This is a genomic window from Hymenobacter baengnokdamensis, from assembly GCF_008728635.1.
Taxonomy (GTDB): Bacteria; Bacteroidota; Bacteroidia; order Cytophagales; family Hymenobacteraceae; genus Hymenobacter; species Hymenobacter baengnokdamensis.
Genome location: NZ_CP044285.1, coordinates 3,763,621 through 3,780,355, shown reverse-complemented (window position 1 = coordinate 3,780,355; position 16,735 = coordinate 3,763,621). Strand labels below are relative to the sequence as shown.

Sequence of the window (16,735 nt, the reverse complement as noted above, 5' to 3'; positions counted from 1 at the left end):
TTTCAGTGGTTGCTAAAGCCCGTGCTTTAGTTGTTCGTTTTAGACTATGCCCCAAACCGCCGCCTTGGTTGGCCTCGAAAAACGCCTCTTTTTAAAGGAGCGCGAATTGGGCGCATTGCTGGAAATTACTCAGGCCATCACCCACGACTCAGGCGAGGCTGATTTATACAAAATATATCAGTTTACGCTTATCGGGCAGCTCGGGGTGCGCCGCCTGGCGCTCTACGTGCTCGAAGAAGGTACTTTTCGGTTAAAAGTAAATTTTGGCACCACTCTGTCAACCGATTCGCGCTTTACCCCGGCCGAGGTGGCTGGCTGGTGCCCCGGCACGCCCTGCCCGGTGCAGGAGCTGGGCCTGGGCCTGGCCTGGCAGGCATTTGAGCTGCTGGTGCCGGTGCGCCAGCGCGAAGCAACCCAGGCGCTGGTGTTTGTGGGTACCATGCAGGGCGACTACGCCAGCCAGGAAGCACTGGCTTTCCTCGAAACGCTCAGTAATATCCTGCTCGGGGCGGTGGCCAACCTGCGCCTGGCCCGCCAGCGCGAAACGCTGCTGATGGCGGAAGCCGCCGTGCGCCGCGAAATCGAGATTGCGCAGCAGGTGCAGCAGTTGCTGTTTCCGCAGCATCTGCCTAATAACGAGTATGTTGTTTTGCACGCTACCTACCAGCCGCATACCGAGATTGGGGGCGATTACTACGACGTAATAGAGATAGATGCGCACCGCCTGCTGGTGTGCGTGGCCGATGTGAGCGGCAAAGGCGTGCCAGCCTCACTGCTGATGTCGAACTTTCAGGCCGGCCTGCGCACGCTGCTCCGCCAGAATGCCGACCTGGTAACTACCGTGCGCGAGCTGAACCACCTGATTTTCCGCAACGCGGGCGGCGAAAAGTTTATCACGGCTTTTCTGGCTATTTACGACCGCCGTACCCAGGTGCTGGAGTACGTAAATGCCGGGCACAATGACCCGCTGCTGCTGCCCGATGCGGGCTCGCCCCAGCTGCTGCACGATGGCACCGTTATGCTGGGCATCATGGCCGAGCTGCCTCCCTTCAAAGTCGGGCTGACGGCTATGCCGCCGCACTCGTTGCTGTTTGCCTACACCGACGGCCTCACGGAAGTATTTAACAGGCATCAGGAAGAGTTTGGCGAGCAGGGCGTGCTCACTGCGCTGGCAGGCAACCGCTACCTGCCCTTGCCGCGCCTGCACCACGAGATGCTCCACCGCATTCAGCAGTTCAACGCCAACGGCGAGCGCTTTGCCGATGACGTGACGATGCTGAGCCTACGGGTTAAGTAAGAAAATAGGGAATTTTATATGTTTGCGGGGCTTTCGTGCTCTCCGGCAAATCCTTCGTCTTCCAGCCAGGTGCTGCTGCGTACGAGCATAGCCAGCGCCACGTAAAAGACGGAGCCGATTTTATCAACTTCGACCAGCTCGTTGAGAAATAGGTGAAAAATGATAATGACCAGCGAGAGCGACACGGCCAGCACTATGCGGCGCACGTCGGGCCGGTGCGCACTGGCGTGGTAAAGGCGCTCGGCAGTGAGCAAAGCCGTGGCAACCAGGATACAAAATAGTACAAATCCTGGAATACCCTGCTCGGCCAGCTGGAGCAGAAAGTAATTATGCGCCGTGGAGTGCTCGGGGTTATCGCTCACGTAGGTCCGAAAGCTGGAAACTGTATAGCGCTTGTACTCCGGGTAAAAGGTGGAGGGGCCGCTGCCAACCAGGGGCTTATCGGCTATCATATTGGCGGCGGCCACCCAGCGGTATACCCGCTCCATGCCCGATACATCCTGAAACTTATAGGTCGACGCCAGGTGGGCCGCTAGGTTGCCGCCGTGCCAGATGGTTTTCTCATAGTCGGGCCGAAAGCGCATAAAATTCTCACTGCTCACAAAATAGCAGGTAGCTGCCCCCACGCTCAGGGCCACCGTGGCCAGCAGCACCCGCGTGAGGCGCAGGCGCATGACGACGTAAAAAATGCCGGCTACGGGCAGCGAAAGCCAGGAGGCCCGCGTGTAGGAGGTAATCAGCCCAAAGAGGAGCAGCCCGCTGGCGGCAAGCCACAGGCGCCGCCGGCCGGGTGTGGCCGCCTGTAGCGCCAGCCCCACGGCCAGCGGCAGCAGCAGCGCCAGCACCGTGGCATAGATAACGTGATTGAGGTAGAAAGGCTGAATGGCCTTGTTGACCTTCGCAAAGCTGAAGCCGTAGCTGGCGTGGCGCGCCAGCACCCAAAACAGGCTGACTACCGCGGCCCCGACGTAGCAGGCCGCCATGCGCCAGAAGTCGGCCGGACGCTTGGCAATAACGAGGGTGCCCAGCACAAACGGCACCAGGTACCAGCACTTGGCCAGCAGGTACTTGATAGATTTCAGGGCATTAACTGAGAAGAAGCTGTCGAACACGGCCCACAGCAGCAGCATAACCGGCAGCACAAGGAGCGGGTGGTACCATTCGCGGCGGACCAGCTGCCCCGCGCTGCGCGGGGTGAGCAGCAGCGACAGGGGCACGCATACCAGCAATGTTAGCATGAACGGCTCGGAGGGCACATCCATGCTCAAGCCTCCCGGCAGGCTTATTTCGCGCGAAAAAGGCAGCGTCAGAAACAGCAGGTAGTAGAGCCACGTCCAGCGTGCCAGCATCAGCACTACCACTGGCACGGCCAGGGCAGGCAGCAGCAGCAGCGGCTGCTCAAGCAGGGCGGCCAGCGCGCCGCCGAACAGTAGTAAGCCCAGAAAGCCTAAAAATACCCACTGGCTAGCCTCAACCGGCCGCAGGCGAAGCAAAAATTGGCGCATTGAAAGCCCGGCAGAGCAGGAAATACTGAAAAAAGAACAAGCTCAGCTACTTTTTAGCGCTTACGCATTGGTGGCCGGCCGGCGGCGGTAGAGCTCCAGCAACAAAATCAGGAAGGCCGACAGCACCAGCGTGATGACGACCGAGCCCAGCACGATAGCCGTTCGGAAGGGCCGGCTCTTGCGGGTAGCCGGGTACGCCTTCTGGACCATATATAAGGATGACACCCGGCTGCGCAACGAGGTTTCGGCCTGCTCAAATGCCGCCTGCGACCCTACAAAGCGCCCCTGAAGGTCGGCAAGCCGCGAGGCAAGCAGGCTTACCGAGTCGGAGCCCTGCGTCCAGCTTTCCAGGTTGATGGCGTTGCCGCCGCTGGCCTGCGTGAGGCCGCGCAGCGCCCGGCGCAGCCCGGCTACGTTGCCGGGGCCGCCGCCCTCGGCGATGTGCAGCTCCTTTTCGGTTTCAATCACGGCTTTGCCCAGGTAGCGTCCCTGCTGCTCAAGGCCAAATACGCCGTAGCGGCGGCGCGCCTGCAGCAGCTGCTGCCGGGTAAGCTCATAGCTGGAACCCAGGCGGGCCGAGCGCTGGCGGTATATTTCGAGCACATTGCGGCGGTTTTCGAACGTCAGCTGCTGGTTTGCCGAGTCGATAGCGTGCACCATCGCATTGGCAATGGTAGCGGCCAGCTTCCGGTCACGGTCCTGAAACGTAAGCTCAATGGCGTCGCGCTCGTTATGAATAATGCTAAGATTGCTGCTGAACTCGGCCAGCACGCGGGTATCGGCGGCATCGGTGCCGGGCTGCCCGACGTCGTAGTGCTGATATAGGTTGAACTTGTGGATTATCTGCTCGGCCAGCGGCAGCGATTGGCCAATAGTCAGCACGCGGTCCAGGTCTTCCGAGCGGGCTCCGATTTCCAGCTTCGAGCCTTCCACCAAGCGGTCGGGGTCCGTGCTTTGGGGCGAGGTGGGTAAGAAAATAGCGGTTGAGCTATATATGTTTGGCATTCGTAAAACCACCACCAGGCTTACCAGCAGTGCCAGGCCTCCAGCCAGGGCCAGCTGGTTTTTCCAGCGCTGAAAAATGGCCCGCAGGCTTTTAAACGAGAATGATGGCGATGAATCGGGCAACATAAACAGGAAGAAAGAAGCCAGCGTGAATAGCAAACCTTGGGCTTCGGCCGACAAAGATAAACTTCTACTACCTCTGCCAGCAGCTTTACCTTTGTGTTTTCACTGACCACGGCTCTGACCACCATTTCGCATCAAACGTTTTCTCGGTAACATCAGCCTGGCCGTTGCGCTCAATCTGCTGGTAAAGCCCGGCTGGGTACTGCTCGAGAATGTCGTGCAGGACCGCCTTGGCCACACTGCCTTCGGCCTGGTTGCCGCCTGCTCGGCGCTGGCCATTGTAGTAGCCACCGTTGCCGACCTCGGGCTAACCCAGTTTACGGTGCAGCGGCTGGCCGCCGAGCCCGGCTTTGCCGATAGCCAGTTTCCTACCCTGCTGCCCATGCGGGGGCTGCTTACGCTGCTGGCCCTGCTGGCCCTGCTGGCGGTGGGGTGGGGGCTGGGCTACCGGGGCTCGCAGCTCTACCTGCTGGCAGCAGTAGGAGCAGGCCTTTTGCTCACGCAATACGGCCAGTTTTTGCGCGCGCCCGTGCAGGCCCGTCAGCATTTCAATACCGACGCCGTGCTTTCGGTCCTCGAAAAGCTGCTGGCACTGGGCCTGGTAGTGGGGCTGCTACTGGGCGGCCAGCTGGGGCTGGGCTCTTACGTAGGTGCCCGGCTGGCGGCGGCGGCGTTCACGGCCGTTCTTTTTATGGGCCTGCTGCGGCGGTTGTTTGGGCGCCTGCCCCACCGCTGGCCCCGCTGGCGGCCAGCGGGACAGCTGCTGCGCGGCAGCATGCCGTTTGCGTTTATTGCCCTGCTCTACGGCGTCAATGAGCGCGTCGATATGGTGCTGCTGGAAAGACTTTCCTCGGCGCGCGAAGCCGGCTACTATGCCGGCGCTTACCGCTGGCTCGATGCCATTATGATGTATGCCTGGACGGTGCTGCCGCTGTTTTTTGCCCGCTTTGCCCACGCTGCCGCGCGTCCGCGCGAGTTGCGGCAGCTGCTTTGGCTGGGCCAGCGCGTGGTAGCCATCCCGCTGCTGCTGCTGGTAGCCTTCGTCCTATTCAGGGGCGAAGTATTGTTCTGGCAGTTCGGGCACAGCACGGGCCCCGAGCTGGCGCGCATGGTTCTCTGCCTGAAGATATTATTTCTCAACGTGTTGGTGCATGCTTTCTTTGCTATTTACAGCACGCTGCTTACCAGTACCCGGCACCAGCAGGCCGTAAGCTGGCTGGTGGCCCTGAGCATTGGCCTCAACCTTACCCTCAACCTGCTGCTGCTGCCGCGCTACGGGGCCATTGCCGCCGCTATCAATACCTTATTGAGCGTGCTGCTTGTTTCGGGCGGCTACGTGTGGCTGGTAAGCCAGCGCATGCGGGTGCGGGTGCCCTGGCACCTTATGGCCCAGCTGGCGCTGGCCTTTGGGCTGCTGTGCGGCAGCTGGTACCTGGTGCGCACGCAGTTAACGCTGGTCTGGTGGCTCGAAACCGGCCTGATGGGCGTCTTCTTCGCTGGCCTGCTGCCCCTTACCGGCCTGGTAAAGCTCCGTGAGCTGCACCAGCTGCTAAAGCTGGTGCAAAGCAAGCGCGGCTGAAGTTAATGACAAGTTTTAATGGCCGGCTGCCGGCGGCTTCCGTGGCAAGCCAGCCATTAAATTTGCCAGGAGTCAGGAGGTATTTTACAATATATTGATTTGCACTTAATTTAACTATTTGCTGATACTGAAGCGGTTTAGGAAGTTAAATTGGGCGAAAAAGCCGGCAGCCCGCTTCGGCTCCGACTTCCGAAACCGCTTTACTACCCTGCTGCGCTGCATGAGCCTATACCTTTGTCAGTCTTTGTCAGTTGCTAGTGCTACTCCCCGCCGCAGCTACAGGCAACCTTGTGGCGTTGGCTTAATATGCTGCTAAAGGAGAGCAGCCAGCCAGCCAGATTATTTATTCCTCGCTTTCTTCCTGCCGGTATGGCCCGTCCGCATCCGCATCATTTTGCTTACACCATGTTGCCCCAGCTGGTATGGCGCCGCCCGGCGGCCGTGCACCGCGAGCTGGCCGACCCGCTGCTGGCCCGCGAGCTGCTGCTTTACATCTGGGATAAAGCTGCCGAAAGCCTGGCACCCCGCGAGCGGGTACCGGCCCGCGGTTTGCACCTGAGCTGGCATAAGGTAGCCGGGCGAGCTACGGCGCTGCTGCAGCTGCCTGCCCCTCAGGCTATTGGGGAAGCTCATCTGGTAGCTATCGTGTACCACGACCCGGAGCCTGACCCGGATAACCAGTCACACATTCCGCATGAGGATGAGGACGACGAGCAGGAAGTCGATTCCGATGAAGCAATGCCCCGCTACTTTCTGCTTGAGGCAACGCTGGGCCGCAGCCCCGAAGAAGCCGGCACGCCCACCATGCTCGGCGAGCTGCGCGGCGAGCAATATCGCCACCATGGGGCCGGCCCGCCGGCCGGCCGGCCCGACACCACGGGGCGCTTCCTGCAGGCGCTGGCCGATTTGCTCGGCCCGCTGCCCGACGAGGTGCCGTTTATGCGCATCGTGCGGGGCTAGCTAGCGCTGCGCCTGCCCGGTTACGGTAATGTCGTTGCCCGTTTCGGGGAACATAAAGTGGCCGCTAACGGCTTTTTTGCCATTTACGCGGCACTCCCAGAGGTAGCGGCCCGGCGTAGGCTGAGCGGCCAGCCCCTGGGCATTCTTGAAATACTCGGGGTCGCTGGGCTCGGTCGGAAACAGTACGTCCACGCCGTTCTGTCCTTTCGCTACCTGCTTGGTAAGCATAAACTCCTGGCCCGATTTCTCGCTTGTTACGAAGAAAGTAGCCGTGAAGCCGCCCAATGAGTTGTATTTATCAAGAATACCCAGCTTGATATAAGGCGTGGTCGAAACCATCCAGGTTTGGGCCTGCGCTGCGGGCGCTGCCAGCGTCAGGGCAAACAGGGCGGCGCCGCTCACCAGCAGGCGTAACTGGTTGGGTGCCTTCGAAAATGGAGTAAATAGTGAAGCCATTAGACAAAATAAAGAGAAGAGAAAAAAAAGAAGCGCGTAAAACTTTAGGAACGGTAAACGGGGGTCAATATAGGCGTCATAATCATACCACGCAACTTTGGTCGTGTTGAAATAATTATCCCAACCGCTGCAGCTGGTTATCGTACGATTAGGTTTGCTGTTCCCAATACCCCTGGTTAGTATGCTCCGTCGCCAGCAACTGCAACAGGCGGCTGCCGAAGCCGCTGCCCGCGCCCGCCGGAGTGCTACCTCCTGCTGCGGCTTGTGCGAGCGGGAAGTGCAGCATACCACCCGCCACCACTTAGTGCCCCGCGAAGAAGGGGGCCGCTACGGTCCTACAGTGGAGCTTTGCCAGCCTTGCCACAGCAGCGTGCACCGGTTTTTGACCAACCGTGAGCTTGCCCGTCGCTACCCAACCGTTGAAGCCCTGCGAACTGCCCCTGAACTGCACGATTACCTGAGCTGGATTCGAAAAAGCAAGGTGGAGAAAATTCGCAATCGCCGGGGGAATGATAAGAAATAGAAAAAATATATTATGTAATATATTAAAAAATATAATTTTGTGAAGCGTTTTTTTGTTCCTTTTGCCCAGCTTCGCCGCCAGCCCACTATCGTCGTTGACAGCACCGGCCTGGGCGCCGCCCTTACGCTGGCGCATTGGCGTGGGGCCGCTACCCCCGAGACCCTGCGCGACGACACCAGCGCCGGCTCGTGCCTGAATGCCCTGCGCCAGCCTGCTACGACTGGGCTGGAAGCGCCGGCCGTTACGGCCAATCACTTCGATATTGATGGCTTTATCGGCGTGTGGGCGCTGCTTCACCCCGAGCTGGCGCTGGCTCACGAAGAGCTGCTGCGCCTTACGGCCCGGCTCGGCGATTTTCGGGAGCTAAACTGGCAGCACCCGCTGGCCGACCGGGCCTTGCAGCTGGCCTGCTGGCTGAATGCCGAAGAGAAAGCCCGCTTTTATGAGCCCTTCGGGGCGCCCATCCGCCGCCGGCGCGAGGATGAGGCATCGGCCGAGAAATTTGCCTGGTTTCTGCCGCGCTTCGCTGAAATATTGGAAAACCCGAATAGTCATCGCACCGTGTGGGAGCCCGAATACCAGCGTGTGCAGCAGGCCACTGCCGCGCTGCAAGGGCCGCTGACGCGGCGCACCGACTACGCGGCTATCGGCCTCGTGGTGATGCGCACGCCCGCGCCGGTGCCATACTACGCGCTGTTTGGCCCCACGGCGGGCTTCGACTGGGTGCTGAGCCTCTACGATGGGCAGCGCTACGAGCTGGAATGCAAGTACACTACCTGGATTGACCTCGAAAGCCGGCCCACGCTACCGCGCCTGCCGCTGGCGGCACTCGCTGCTCGCCTCAATGAGCTGGAAGGCAGTGCTTACCGTTGGGCGGCGGATGGCCTCACCGACACCGGCCCGCTGCTGCGCTTAGCGGGCCGCTCCCTCACCAAGGCCGAGCGCTATGCCGACCCCGACGGGCGGCCTATCTATGCTTCCTCGCTGGCTGCCAGCGTGGTAGAGCGTGAGGTAGTTGATTTTTTGCAAAAAGGCTACGCCGCTGTTCAGCCCAAAAAATACTGGACCTGGGCCGAAGTACGGGCGGTGAGTAATGTATAATATATAAATTTTATAATATTTACTGCTCATCATTACTCACCCCGCGCAGCTGGTTTCGGTGCCGACTACATCGACTACGCGCACGGTGCTGTTGCCGCCGGCGCCGGGCTGCACCCGAATCTGGGTGCCGATACGGTCTTTGAGGTCGGCTACGTGCGAGATAACGCCAATCATTTTGCCGGAGTGCTGCAGGCGCTCCAGGGCATCGAGCGCGGTGTTGAGCGCATCGGGGTCGAGGGTACCGAAGCCTTCGTCGATAAACAGCGACTCGATGCGGGCCTTATAGCCCGCCAGCTCGCTCAAACCCAGGGCCAGGGCCAGGCTCACCAGGAAGCTTTCGCCGCCCGAAAGCGACGCCATCGGCCGCACGGTATCGGCCTGGTCGTGGTCGATGATTTGCAGCTCCAGGTTGCGATTGGGCGTTTTGAGGATAGTGTAGCGCCCCGTGAGCTGGCGCAGGCGCAGATTAGCCAACCGGGCCAGGTGATTGAGTGTCAGCCCTTGAGCAAACTGACTGAACTTGTCGCCCTTGGCTGAGCCGATTTGCTCGGCCAGGTCCTGCCAGCGCTCCTGCTCGCGCTGGCGGGCAGCCAGCTGGCGTAGGCCTGCGGCCTGCTGCTGGCGGGCCGCGTCATCCTGGGCCAGCTGGCTGGCGGCGGCCCCGAGGCGTTGGTGCAGCTGCTCATTTTCAGCGTTTAGCTGCGCCAGTCCGGCAGTGAGGGCCTGGGTCGTTAGGTGCGTGAGGGCCAGCTCGTGGTGGCGCGCCAGGTCGGCGCCGAGCTTGGCTTGCAATTGCTGGCTGGCCTGCTGGTCGGTAAGATGCTGCTGGCGGCGCTGCGCGAGCTGCTGCGCCTCGGCGGCGGGTAGCCGTAAGGCCTGCGCCTCGGCCGCGGTTGCAAGGCCGGCGGCAGTGAGCGCACTGGCCAGCTCGACTTGCCGCGCCTGATAATCAGCCTCGTGGCGCCGCAGGTCTTCCCGGCGCTGAGTTATTTTCTCGCGCGTGCCTTTCAGGGCCAGCTGCTGGCGCGTGCGCTCGGCCTCGGCCAGCTGGGCGGCCTCACTTAGCTGCTGAGTAGTTTGGTGCAGTCGCTCAGCCTCGGTGGCGGGGTCGGGGCCAGCGTAGCGGGCCAGCCGGGCGGCTTGCTGCGCTTCAATGGCCTGCTGGTCAGCGCGTAGGTTGCCGGCATCTGCCTGCAGCTTCTCCAACATCTTAGCTAAGGTATTGGCCTGCAGCGCTTGCCGGTCTTTCAGGCTGGCAACTTCGTGCTCGCGCTTCTGCAGCGCTTCCATGCGGGCCTGAAACGTGCTGGCGCGTTCGCTAAGGGTAGCCAGAACGCCCGCGTAGGGCTGCGCGGACGCGGGCAGCGTAAGCTGGTGGGGGGCCAGCAAACTCTGAATAACGGCTCGATAATTAGCGGCTTGCTCGCGGGTATCAGCCAGTTCCGCGTCGATGGGCACCAGGGCTTGCTGCGCCTTTTGCCGGCGCGCTTCGGCGCGCTGGGCTTCTTCCTGCGCTTGCGCAAGCCGGGCACCCGCGGCTGTGTGCCCGGCCTTAAGCTGCGCCAGCTGCTCGGTGAGCGTGACGAGGCGGCGGCGGGCGGTGCCAGTAGCCTGCTGCTGTTCAGCTGTTTCAACAAGCAGGTGGTTGATGGCGGATGGGTCGGCCGGGTCGGGTAGGGGTGGGCAGAGCGGTGCAGCGAGTGCCGTGGCCTGCGTGCCGGCCAGGGCAGCGGCCTCGGCGGCTTCGTCGCGACGGGCCAGGCGTTGCTGCTGGGCGTAGCGCAGGCGGGCCAGCTCTTGCCCGGTGCGGGTAACCTCGTTGTTTGCTTGCGTTAAAGCTTCTTGCTGGGCCGCTACGCGCTGCTCCTGCTCATTGGCATCGGCCGCGAAGGTGGCGGCAAACGCGTGCTCAGCCGCGCCGCACAGCGGGCAGGGCTGGCCGGGGCGCAGGTGCTGGCGATGCGCATTCAGGTCGGCCAGGGTTTGTTGGGCCCGCAGCTCCCGCTGGTAGCTTTCGAGCAGCCGCTGGCCATCGGCGTAGCGCAGCTCAAGGTGAGCAAAAGTGGTTTCGGCAGCTGCCAGCTCCGGGCCGGCCTGCTCATGCTCCTGCTTAAGGGCGTAGGCACGGGCCGAATGGTCGTGCGCCGCCTGGGCCAGCGGTAGCAGGCGCTGCAGCAGGTGTAGCCGCGCCGTGAGGTCGGCGTCGCGCTGGGCCAGCTCATCGGTACTGATGCCGTTCAGTAAGCTGTCATGCTCTTCGCGGCAAGGTCGGCCCTGCTCTATCGATTCGCGCTGCTGCCGCTGAGCATCCGCCGCTGCCAGCCCGTGGCGCTGTAGGTCGGCCACTGAATCGGCCAGCTGCTTGAGCTGCGCTTTCTGGTGCGCTTCGAGGGTAGCCAGCCGGGTGTTCACCGCTTCTAATTCGATGACTTCCCGGTTTATTTCCGTCAGCTCATCTTTCAAGTTATGCTCGTGGGCGTGGGTCAGCAGCCACTCCTGAAGTCCAGCCTGAGCCTGCTCCAGCTGCGTCAGCTCCCTGGTCTGGGTGTGGTGCCAAGCGGCCAGCTCAGTTTCGTAGCTGGCCTGGTCGCGTTCGTGCGCGGCCCGCTTCCGGGCCAGTTCCCCTTGCGCCGCCCGGATGGTAATATCCTGAGCCAGCGCTTCTTGCAGCACAGGGCGCAGCTGGTCGGCCTCGGCCTGGGCCGTGGCTTGGCTAGCAGTAGCGGCGGCGTGGGCCACCTCGGCGGCTGCGGCCCCGCTGAGCAGCGTGGGGAGCTGCTGCTCCAGCTGCTCTAGCGCTTCGGCATCGCGGCGCCGCTCCTGCGCGGCCTGCTCGGCCAGCACCAGGGCCGTGGCCAGGGCCGGCGCGGCCGCCCGCTCGTGGTCGGCCAGGCGCGCAAATGTCGGCTGCAGGGCGGCATTTTCGGCCAGCAGGCGGGCCGCCTGCTGGGCGGCATCGGTCAGCTGCCTGTCAAACTGGTCGAGTACTGTGCGCCAGGCCAGGCAGATGCTTAGCTCCTGCTGGTGCTCGTAGGTTATTACGGCCTCGGTGTGCAGCTCGTCGAGCAGGCGTTCGAGGTGCTGGCGCTCCTCGTCCGGCAGCAGGCGGGTAGCATTAAGGGTAGCTTCGAGCAGCCTGGTTTTTTGCTCTTCCTCGCGGGCTTTCTCAAACGCCGCTACCGACAGCCGCGAGTAGATACCCACGTTGGTCATCTTTTCGAGCAGGGCGCTGCGCTCCTTTTCGGGGGCGTGCAGAAAGCGCGCAAACTTGCCCTGGCTCAGCAGTACAGCCTGCTCAAACTGCCCGAAATCCAGCCCCGACAATTCGCCGACTTTGGCCGGCACGGCCTCTTTGCCGCTGATAACTGCCTGGCCCGACGGACTCAAAACCAGCGTCATGGCATCCTGACCCAGGCCGCCTTTATCCTCGCCGCGGGTTTTTCGCTTCACTTCCCAGCGCGAGCGGTAGCGCACGCGCTGCGTGAGGCCGGTATCCGCATTGGTTTCGTGCACTTCGAACTCCACCTCCGAAAACGCCGAGGGTGCATGGCGGCTTACCATCTCGCCCACCTGGCGGTCGTGGCGCGGCACCCGGCCGTAGAGGCCCACCGCGATGGCATCGAGCAAGGTGCTTTTGCCGGCGCCGGTAGGGCCCGTAATGGCAAACAGCCCCGTATCAGCCAGCGGCGCCGTATCGAACTGGATAAGGTGCGGGCCGGGCAGCGAGTTGAGGTTAGCAAAGCGCAGGCTGATAATCTTCATACCCTAAAATTACGGCCGTACCCACCATTTAAGCGAGTACGGCCGTTTGAGTGAGGTTGCGGAAGTAGCTTTATTTGGTAGGGGCGGCACCAGTGCTCGCCTGCTGGCGACGAGCATCTTCGGCCAAATAGAAAGCCATTTCCTGCTGATAAGGGTGCAAATCCCAGCCGGGCTGCGCGCGGGCCACGCTCACGGCCGCATTTTGAATGGCCGTGCGCTGCTCGGGCGAGCAGACTACGCCGGTGGGGGTAGCCAACATGGCGGCGTGGCAGCTTTCGAGCTGCGTTTCGAGAGAGGTTATTTGCTCAGCGGATTTTTTGGGCAGCTTGTCGGCCGGAGTTCGATGCACTACCAGCTCTTTAGGAACGGCCGGGCCGGCTGCGTCGAGCTCAGCGGCTCCCTGCCTGGACGCTGCTTCTTTCTCAGCGGCTTGTTGGGCTGCCCGCTGCTCAGGAGTCAGCTTTGGCTTTAGGGCAGCCTGCGCGCCCACTCGCACTCCCAAGCCGATGAGATTCACCAATGCCCCTGCCTGAGCCTGGGCCGCATGCTCTGTACATAGACCCAGCAAAAAGACGGGGTAGAGTATTAGTTTTTTCATATGTAAAATTGAAAGCAGGAACTGAATTATGTGAAGAAAGCCCGCGCAAGATATAGCAGAAGCTGCTTAAAAAGCTGCTTGGGCGAGGTACTTAGCGCCAGGTAATGATGGTTGCCTAGGCAGGCGCTTCACCGCCCCAGGCTTGCGGGTCGGCTTCGGCCAGCAGCTGGCGCAACTCCTGAAAGGTGGCGGTGAGGGCGGCGGCGCGCTCGGGCGGCAGGCCGGCCACGCGGCGGCGAAACACTTCCTCCACCGTGAGCTCGTGCAGGTGCTCGATGGGCGCGGCGGCTTCGGCAAGGGCGTCGGGCGTCTCGGTCAGGCGGTTCTGGCGCACGCCGCGCGGGGCCAGCACGTAGTTGCGCCGCTCCTGCAAAGCCGCCTGGATGCGGCGCTGCACTTCGGCCGGCGCTTCATCGGAGCGCACCAGCACATCGGCCCAGGCTACCAGGCTAAAGGCTTCGTTATCAAAACTCAGAATGGCCGCCTCTACCTCCGCCAGCTCGCCGTGAAAGCGCTGCAAGCGGCGCGAAACGGGCACGGCCAGGCTGGTAATCGTGGGTGGACCGGCACCTTTGAATTCTAATAATAGTACCTGCTGCTTGTCATCGGCCTCGGTAAAGGAGAGGGGCACCGGCGAGCCCGAGTAGCGAATGTGCGCCCGCCCGCCCACCACCTGCGGGCGGTGCAGGTGGCCCAGCGCCACGTAGTCGAACGCGGCCGGAAAATGCTCGGCAGCAATAACGCCCAACCCGCCGATGTGCACGTCGCGCTCGGCTCCCTCGCGGGCCTCGCCGCCGGCCGCGTAGAGGTGGCCGGTGGCCAGCACTGGCACATCCTGCTCGCGCAGGCTGCGCACCAGGTCGTGCTCACTCAGCGCTTTATAATGCCCGGCAATGCTGTCGCGAATGCGCAGCTGGCGCTCGTCGGGCGTTTCGCCGGCAATGGATAAGCGCAGGTCACGGTCGCGCAAAAAAGGTACGGCGCACACCACCAGCCCGGTTTTGCCGTTGCTGCCGGCCAGGCTGATAATCTGTTCGGCGGGGTCGGCCGGCACGCCGCCGATAACGTGAATGCGCAGCGCCCGCAGCAGCCGGCGGCTGGCATTGAGCAGGGTAGGAGAGTCGTGGTTGCCGCCTACCACCACGATATCGCGGCAGCCGGTACCCTGCATCCGCACCAGAAAATCGTAGTACAGCTCCTGAGCCGCGTGCGAGGGCGTGGTGGTATCAAAAACGTCGCCCGCCAGCACCAGCGCCTCTACCTCCTGGGCCTGCACGGTCGCCAGCAGCCAATCCAGAAACGCTTTTTGTTCGGTTAGCCGCTCGTGGCCGGTCAGGAAATGCTGGCCCAGATGCCAGTCAGCAGTATGCAGTACGCGCATTAACTCAGAAATCAGAATCTACCCAAAGATAAGCCGGTGTGGGTGGCCACCCGCGCCGCACTAACCCACCTGGTACTAATCAAAATCGCCGCCGCCTACGTACAGGTTTTTGCTCGTGCGCAGCGCACCGGGTATCACTTACTACAGTAAGCCAGTACCATGAAAATTCCTTCTATACTGTTTTTTACTTATTTGGGCCTGGCCGCCAGCCTGTCGGCGGCTGCCCAAGCGCCCGTAAAGAGCACGACCACCCACCGCGCAGGCGGTAGTCACTTCAACACTTCACTGCTAAATACTGTGCCGCCAGGGGCCGTACCCGCAAACGCCACCACGCCCACCGGCTCGGAAGGCGCGTTGTACCCGGCCGGGGTGCCCACCCGCGATGTGGACGCGGGCACCCGGCGGGCCGACCAGCCCATCGGCGACAACGCTGACTTAACCGGCTCGCAGCCAACGCATCGCCTTAATAAAGAGCGCGCCCCTTCGACGCGCCCTTAAGGATTTCCGCAACGGCAACCGACTGCTGCCTACCCAATCTGCTTGCCGCTCATGGCCTGCTTGATGGAGATGTTCATCACGCGCTCGGCAAACGGGCGGGTAAACTCGTCGAGCTCATCCATGCGCTTGAGAATCAGGTCGCGGTCGTTGCCGGCCAGTGCCTGGCGCAGTAGGTCGGTGTGGGCAGTGGTAGTTGCTGTTTCGGCAGCTTCCAGGTGCTCGGCGTTCTTCTTCAAAAAGCGCTCGACCTGGTAGAGCAGCTGCTCGGCGGCGGTGCGGGCCTCAATGAGCAGGCGGGCGGCTACGTCCTGCTTGGCATTGGTGAGCGAGTCCATCAGCATTTGCTCCACCTGCTCGTCGGTGAGGCCGTACTGGGGCTTGATATCGACCTGCTGGCGGGTGCCCGAGCGCAGCTCCACGGCTTCAACCCGCAGAATACCGTCGGCATTCAGGAAAAAGTTGACGTCGATTTTGGGCAGGCCGGCGGGCATAGCCGGGATGCCGCTCAGCACAAACTCGCCGAGCTTGCGGTTTTCGCTAACCAGGTCGCGCTCACCCTGATATACTCCGATTTTGAGGTTCACCTGACCATCGATGCTGGTGGTGTACTGCCGGCCGGCCTTGGTCGGAATCTTGGAGTTGCGCGGAATAATGGCGTCCATGAGGCCGCCCAGGGTTTCGATGCCCAGCGTGAGGGGTGTCACGTCGAGCAGCAGCACGTCGCGGCGGTTACCGGCCAGAATATCAGCCTGAATAGCCGCGCCCAGCGCCACCACTTCGTCGGGGTTGAGCGAATTGTTGGCCGGCTGGCCGAAGAATTTTGCGACTTCCTCCTGCACCAGTGGCACGCGGGTGGAGCCACCCACGAGCAGCACGGCGTCGATGCTGGCGGGCGTCAGCTTGGCGTCGCCCAGGGCCTGGCGGCAGGCGGCCAGCGTGCGTTCCACCAGCGGGGCAATGAGCGCGTTGAACTCCGCTTTGGTCAGGGTCACCACGTACACTTGCTCGTTGCCATCGAGGAGCTGGGTCGTGAAGTCGTCGTGCTGGCTGAGATAACGCTTGGCCATTTCGGCCGCCAGGCGCAGCTGCTGCAGCAGGGCCGGCACCTGCCCGAAAGTATTAGGTAAATTGAATATTGACTGCCAATGCTCCCCAATGGCGCGGTCCATATCGTCGCCGCCCAGCCAGGTGTCGCCGTGGGTGCTCATTACCTCAAAAATGCCCTGGTGCAGGCGCAAAATGCTGATATCGAAGGTGCCCCCGCCGAGGTCGTACACGGCCACGCTCTTTTCTTCGCTGGGGTCGAGGCCGATGCCGTAGGCCAGGGCGGCAGCCGTGGGCTCGTTGACAATGCGCAGCACTTCGAGGCCCGCCAGGCGGCCGGCGTCGCGGGTGGCCTGGCGCTGCGAGTCGTTGAAGTAAGCCGGCACCGTGATAACGGCGCGGCGCACCGGCGTTTTGAGGGCGTGCTCGGCGCGGTGGCGCAGCTCGCGCAGGATATCGGCCGACAGCTCGATGGGCGAGTAAAAGCGCTCGCCCACCCGAATCTTGACCAGGCCCTCGGTGTCGTCGTCAATTACCTTGTAGCCGAGCTGGCCGGCGTGCTGGCCGAGGTCGCGGTAGCTTTTGCCCAGCAGCCGCTTTACCGAATAAATGGTGTTGGCGGGGTCGGAGAGGAGGAAGTCCTTGGCTTCGCTGCCCACGAGCGGACTGCTGCCATCGGCCGGAAAGTGCACCACCGATGGCACGATGGCGCCCCGGCCCAGGTCGTTGATGGCCGCCGGCTGGCGGGTTTCGGGGTGCACATAGGCCACGAGGCTGTTGGTGGTGCCCAGGTCGATACCCACGATGAGCTCTTCCTGCTGAATAGCGCCCGTGGCGAGGTTGATGGCGACTTTAGCCATTTGGAGGTAGGGTAAGAGCGAGGCTGCCGCGAGGCAGCTGAAA

At 62.3% G+C, this 16,735-nt stretch carries 13 protein-coding genes; 6 read left to right on the top strand and 7 right to left on the bottom strand.

Annotated features, from left to right (window positions below; translation table 11 throughout):
* The first annotated feature begins 46 nt into the window (after window positions 1–46).
* A complete protein-coding gene (locus tag F6X24_RS16220; RefSeq protein ID WP_151089007.1) occupies window positions 47–1,297 on the top strand; it encodes a PP2C family protein-serine/threonine phosphatase in 1,251 nt (416 codons plus the stop codon).
* A 14-nt stretch (window positions 1,298–1,311) separates the two neighbouring features.
* Here the strand turns inward: F6X24_RS16220 and F6X24_RS16215 are convergent, their stop codons facing one another.
* Together F6X24_RS16215 and F6X24_RS16210 are read right to left on the bottom strand one after the other, a co-directional pair.
* Window positions 1,312–2,802 (bottom strand): O-antigen ligase family protein, encoded by a 1,491-nt coding sequence (locus tag F6X24_RS16215; protein ID WP_151089006.1) that lies wholly within the window; start codon window positions 2,800–2,802, stop codon window positions 1,312–1,314.
* 60 nt (window positions 2,803–2,862) lie between these two features.
* Entirely contained in the window at window positions 2,863–3,933 is a 1,071-nt protein-coding gene (locus F6X24_RS16210; protein ID WP_151089005.1) for a GumC domain-containing protein, read from the bottom strand.
* Between the two features lie 214 nt (window positions 3,934–4,147).
* Here F6X24_RS16210 and F6X24_RS16205 point away from each other — a divergent pair, with 214 nt between their 5' ends.
* Window positions 4,148–5,509 (top strand): oligosaccharide flippase family protein, encoded by a 1,362-nt coding sequence (locus F6X24_RS16205; RefSeq protein WP_151089004.1) that lies wholly within the window; start codon window positions 4,148–4,150, stop codon window positions 5,507–5,509.
* 369 nt (window positions 5,510–5,878) lie between these two features.
* Window positions 5,879–6,469 carry a hypothetical protein gene (locus F6X24_RS16200; protein ID WP_151089003.1) on the top strand — a complete coding sequence of 197 codons (591 nt, stop codon included), beginning with the start codon at window positions 5,879–5,881 and terminating at the stop codon, window positions 6,467–6,469.
* Here F6X24_RS16200 and F6X24_RS16195 read toward each other — a convergent pair whose 3' ends face one another.
* Complete coding sequence (locus tag F6X24_RS16195) at window positions 6,470–6,925, bottom strand: hypothetical protein (RefSeq protein ID WP_151089002.1); 456 nt, start codon at window positions 6,923–6,925, stop codon at window positions 6,470–6,472. It lies immediately after the preceding gene.
* A gap of 181 nt (window positions 6,926–7,106) precedes the next feature.
* Between F6X24_RS16195 and F6X24_RS16190 the strand changes: the two genes are divergently transcribed.
* Window positions 7,107–7,448 carry an HNH endonuclease gene (locus F6X24_RS16190; protein WP_229725170.1) on the top strand — a complete coding sequence of 114 codons (342 nt, stop codon included), beginning with the start codon at window positions 7,107–7,109 and terminating at the stop codon, window positions 7,446–7,448.
* A gap of 39 nt (window positions 7,449–7,487) precedes the next feature.
* The gene (locus F6X24_RS16185; RefSeq protein WP_151089001.1) at window positions 7,488–8,549 is read left to right on the top strand and encodes a DUF6687 family protein; all 1,062 of its coding nucleotides are present in this window, start codon (window positions 7,488–7,490) and stop codon (window positions 8,547–8,549) included.
* A gap of 36 nt (window positions 8,550–8,585) precedes the next feature.
* On the opposite strand, the gene F6X24_RS16180 is transcribed toward F6X24_RS16185, so the two are convergent.
* The 3 genes from F6X24_RS16180 to F6X24_RS16170 form a co-directional block, all read right to left on the bottom strand.
* The gene (locus tag F6X24_RS16180; RefSeq protein WP_151089000.1) at window positions 8,586–12,311 is read right to left on the bottom strand and encodes an AAA family ATPase; all 3,726 of its coding nucleotides are present in this window, start codon (window positions 12,309–12,311) and stop codon (window positions 8,586–8,588) included.
* Between the two features lie 70 nt (window positions 12,312–12,381).
* Window positions 12,382–12,909, bottom strand: a complete 528-nt coding sequence (locus F6X24_RS16175) for a hypothetical protein (RefSeq protein WP_151088999.1) — start codon at window positions 12,907–12,909, stop codon at window positions 12,382–12,384.
* A gap of 115 nt (window positions 12,910–13,024) precedes the next feature.
* A complete protein-coding gene (locus F6X24_RS16170; protein WP_151088998.1) occupies window positions 13,025–14,290 on the bottom strand; it encodes an exonuclease SbcCD subunit D C-terminal domain-containing protein in 1,266 nt (421 codons plus the stop codon).
* Between the two features lie 159 nt (window positions 14,291–14,449).
* On the opposite strand from F6X24_RS16170, the gene F6X24_RS16165 reads away from it, so the two are divergent.
* Entirely contained in the window at window positions 14,450–14,788 is a 339-nt protein-coding gene (locus F6X24_RS16165) for a hypothetical protein (RefSeq protein WP_151088997.1), read from the top strand.
* Between the two features lie 29 nt (window positions 14,789–14,817).
* Here the strand turns inward: F6X24_RS16165 and hscA are convergent, their stop codons facing one another.
* Window positions 14,818–16,692 carry a Fe-S protein assembly chaperone HscA gene (gene hscA / locus F6X24_RS16160; RefSeq protein WP_151088996.1) on the bottom strand — a complete coding sequence of 625 codons (1,875 nt, stop codon included), beginning with the start codon at window positions 16,690–16,692 and terminating at the stop codon, window positions 14,818–14,820.
* Window positions 16,693–16,735 lie beyond the last annotated feature (43 nt).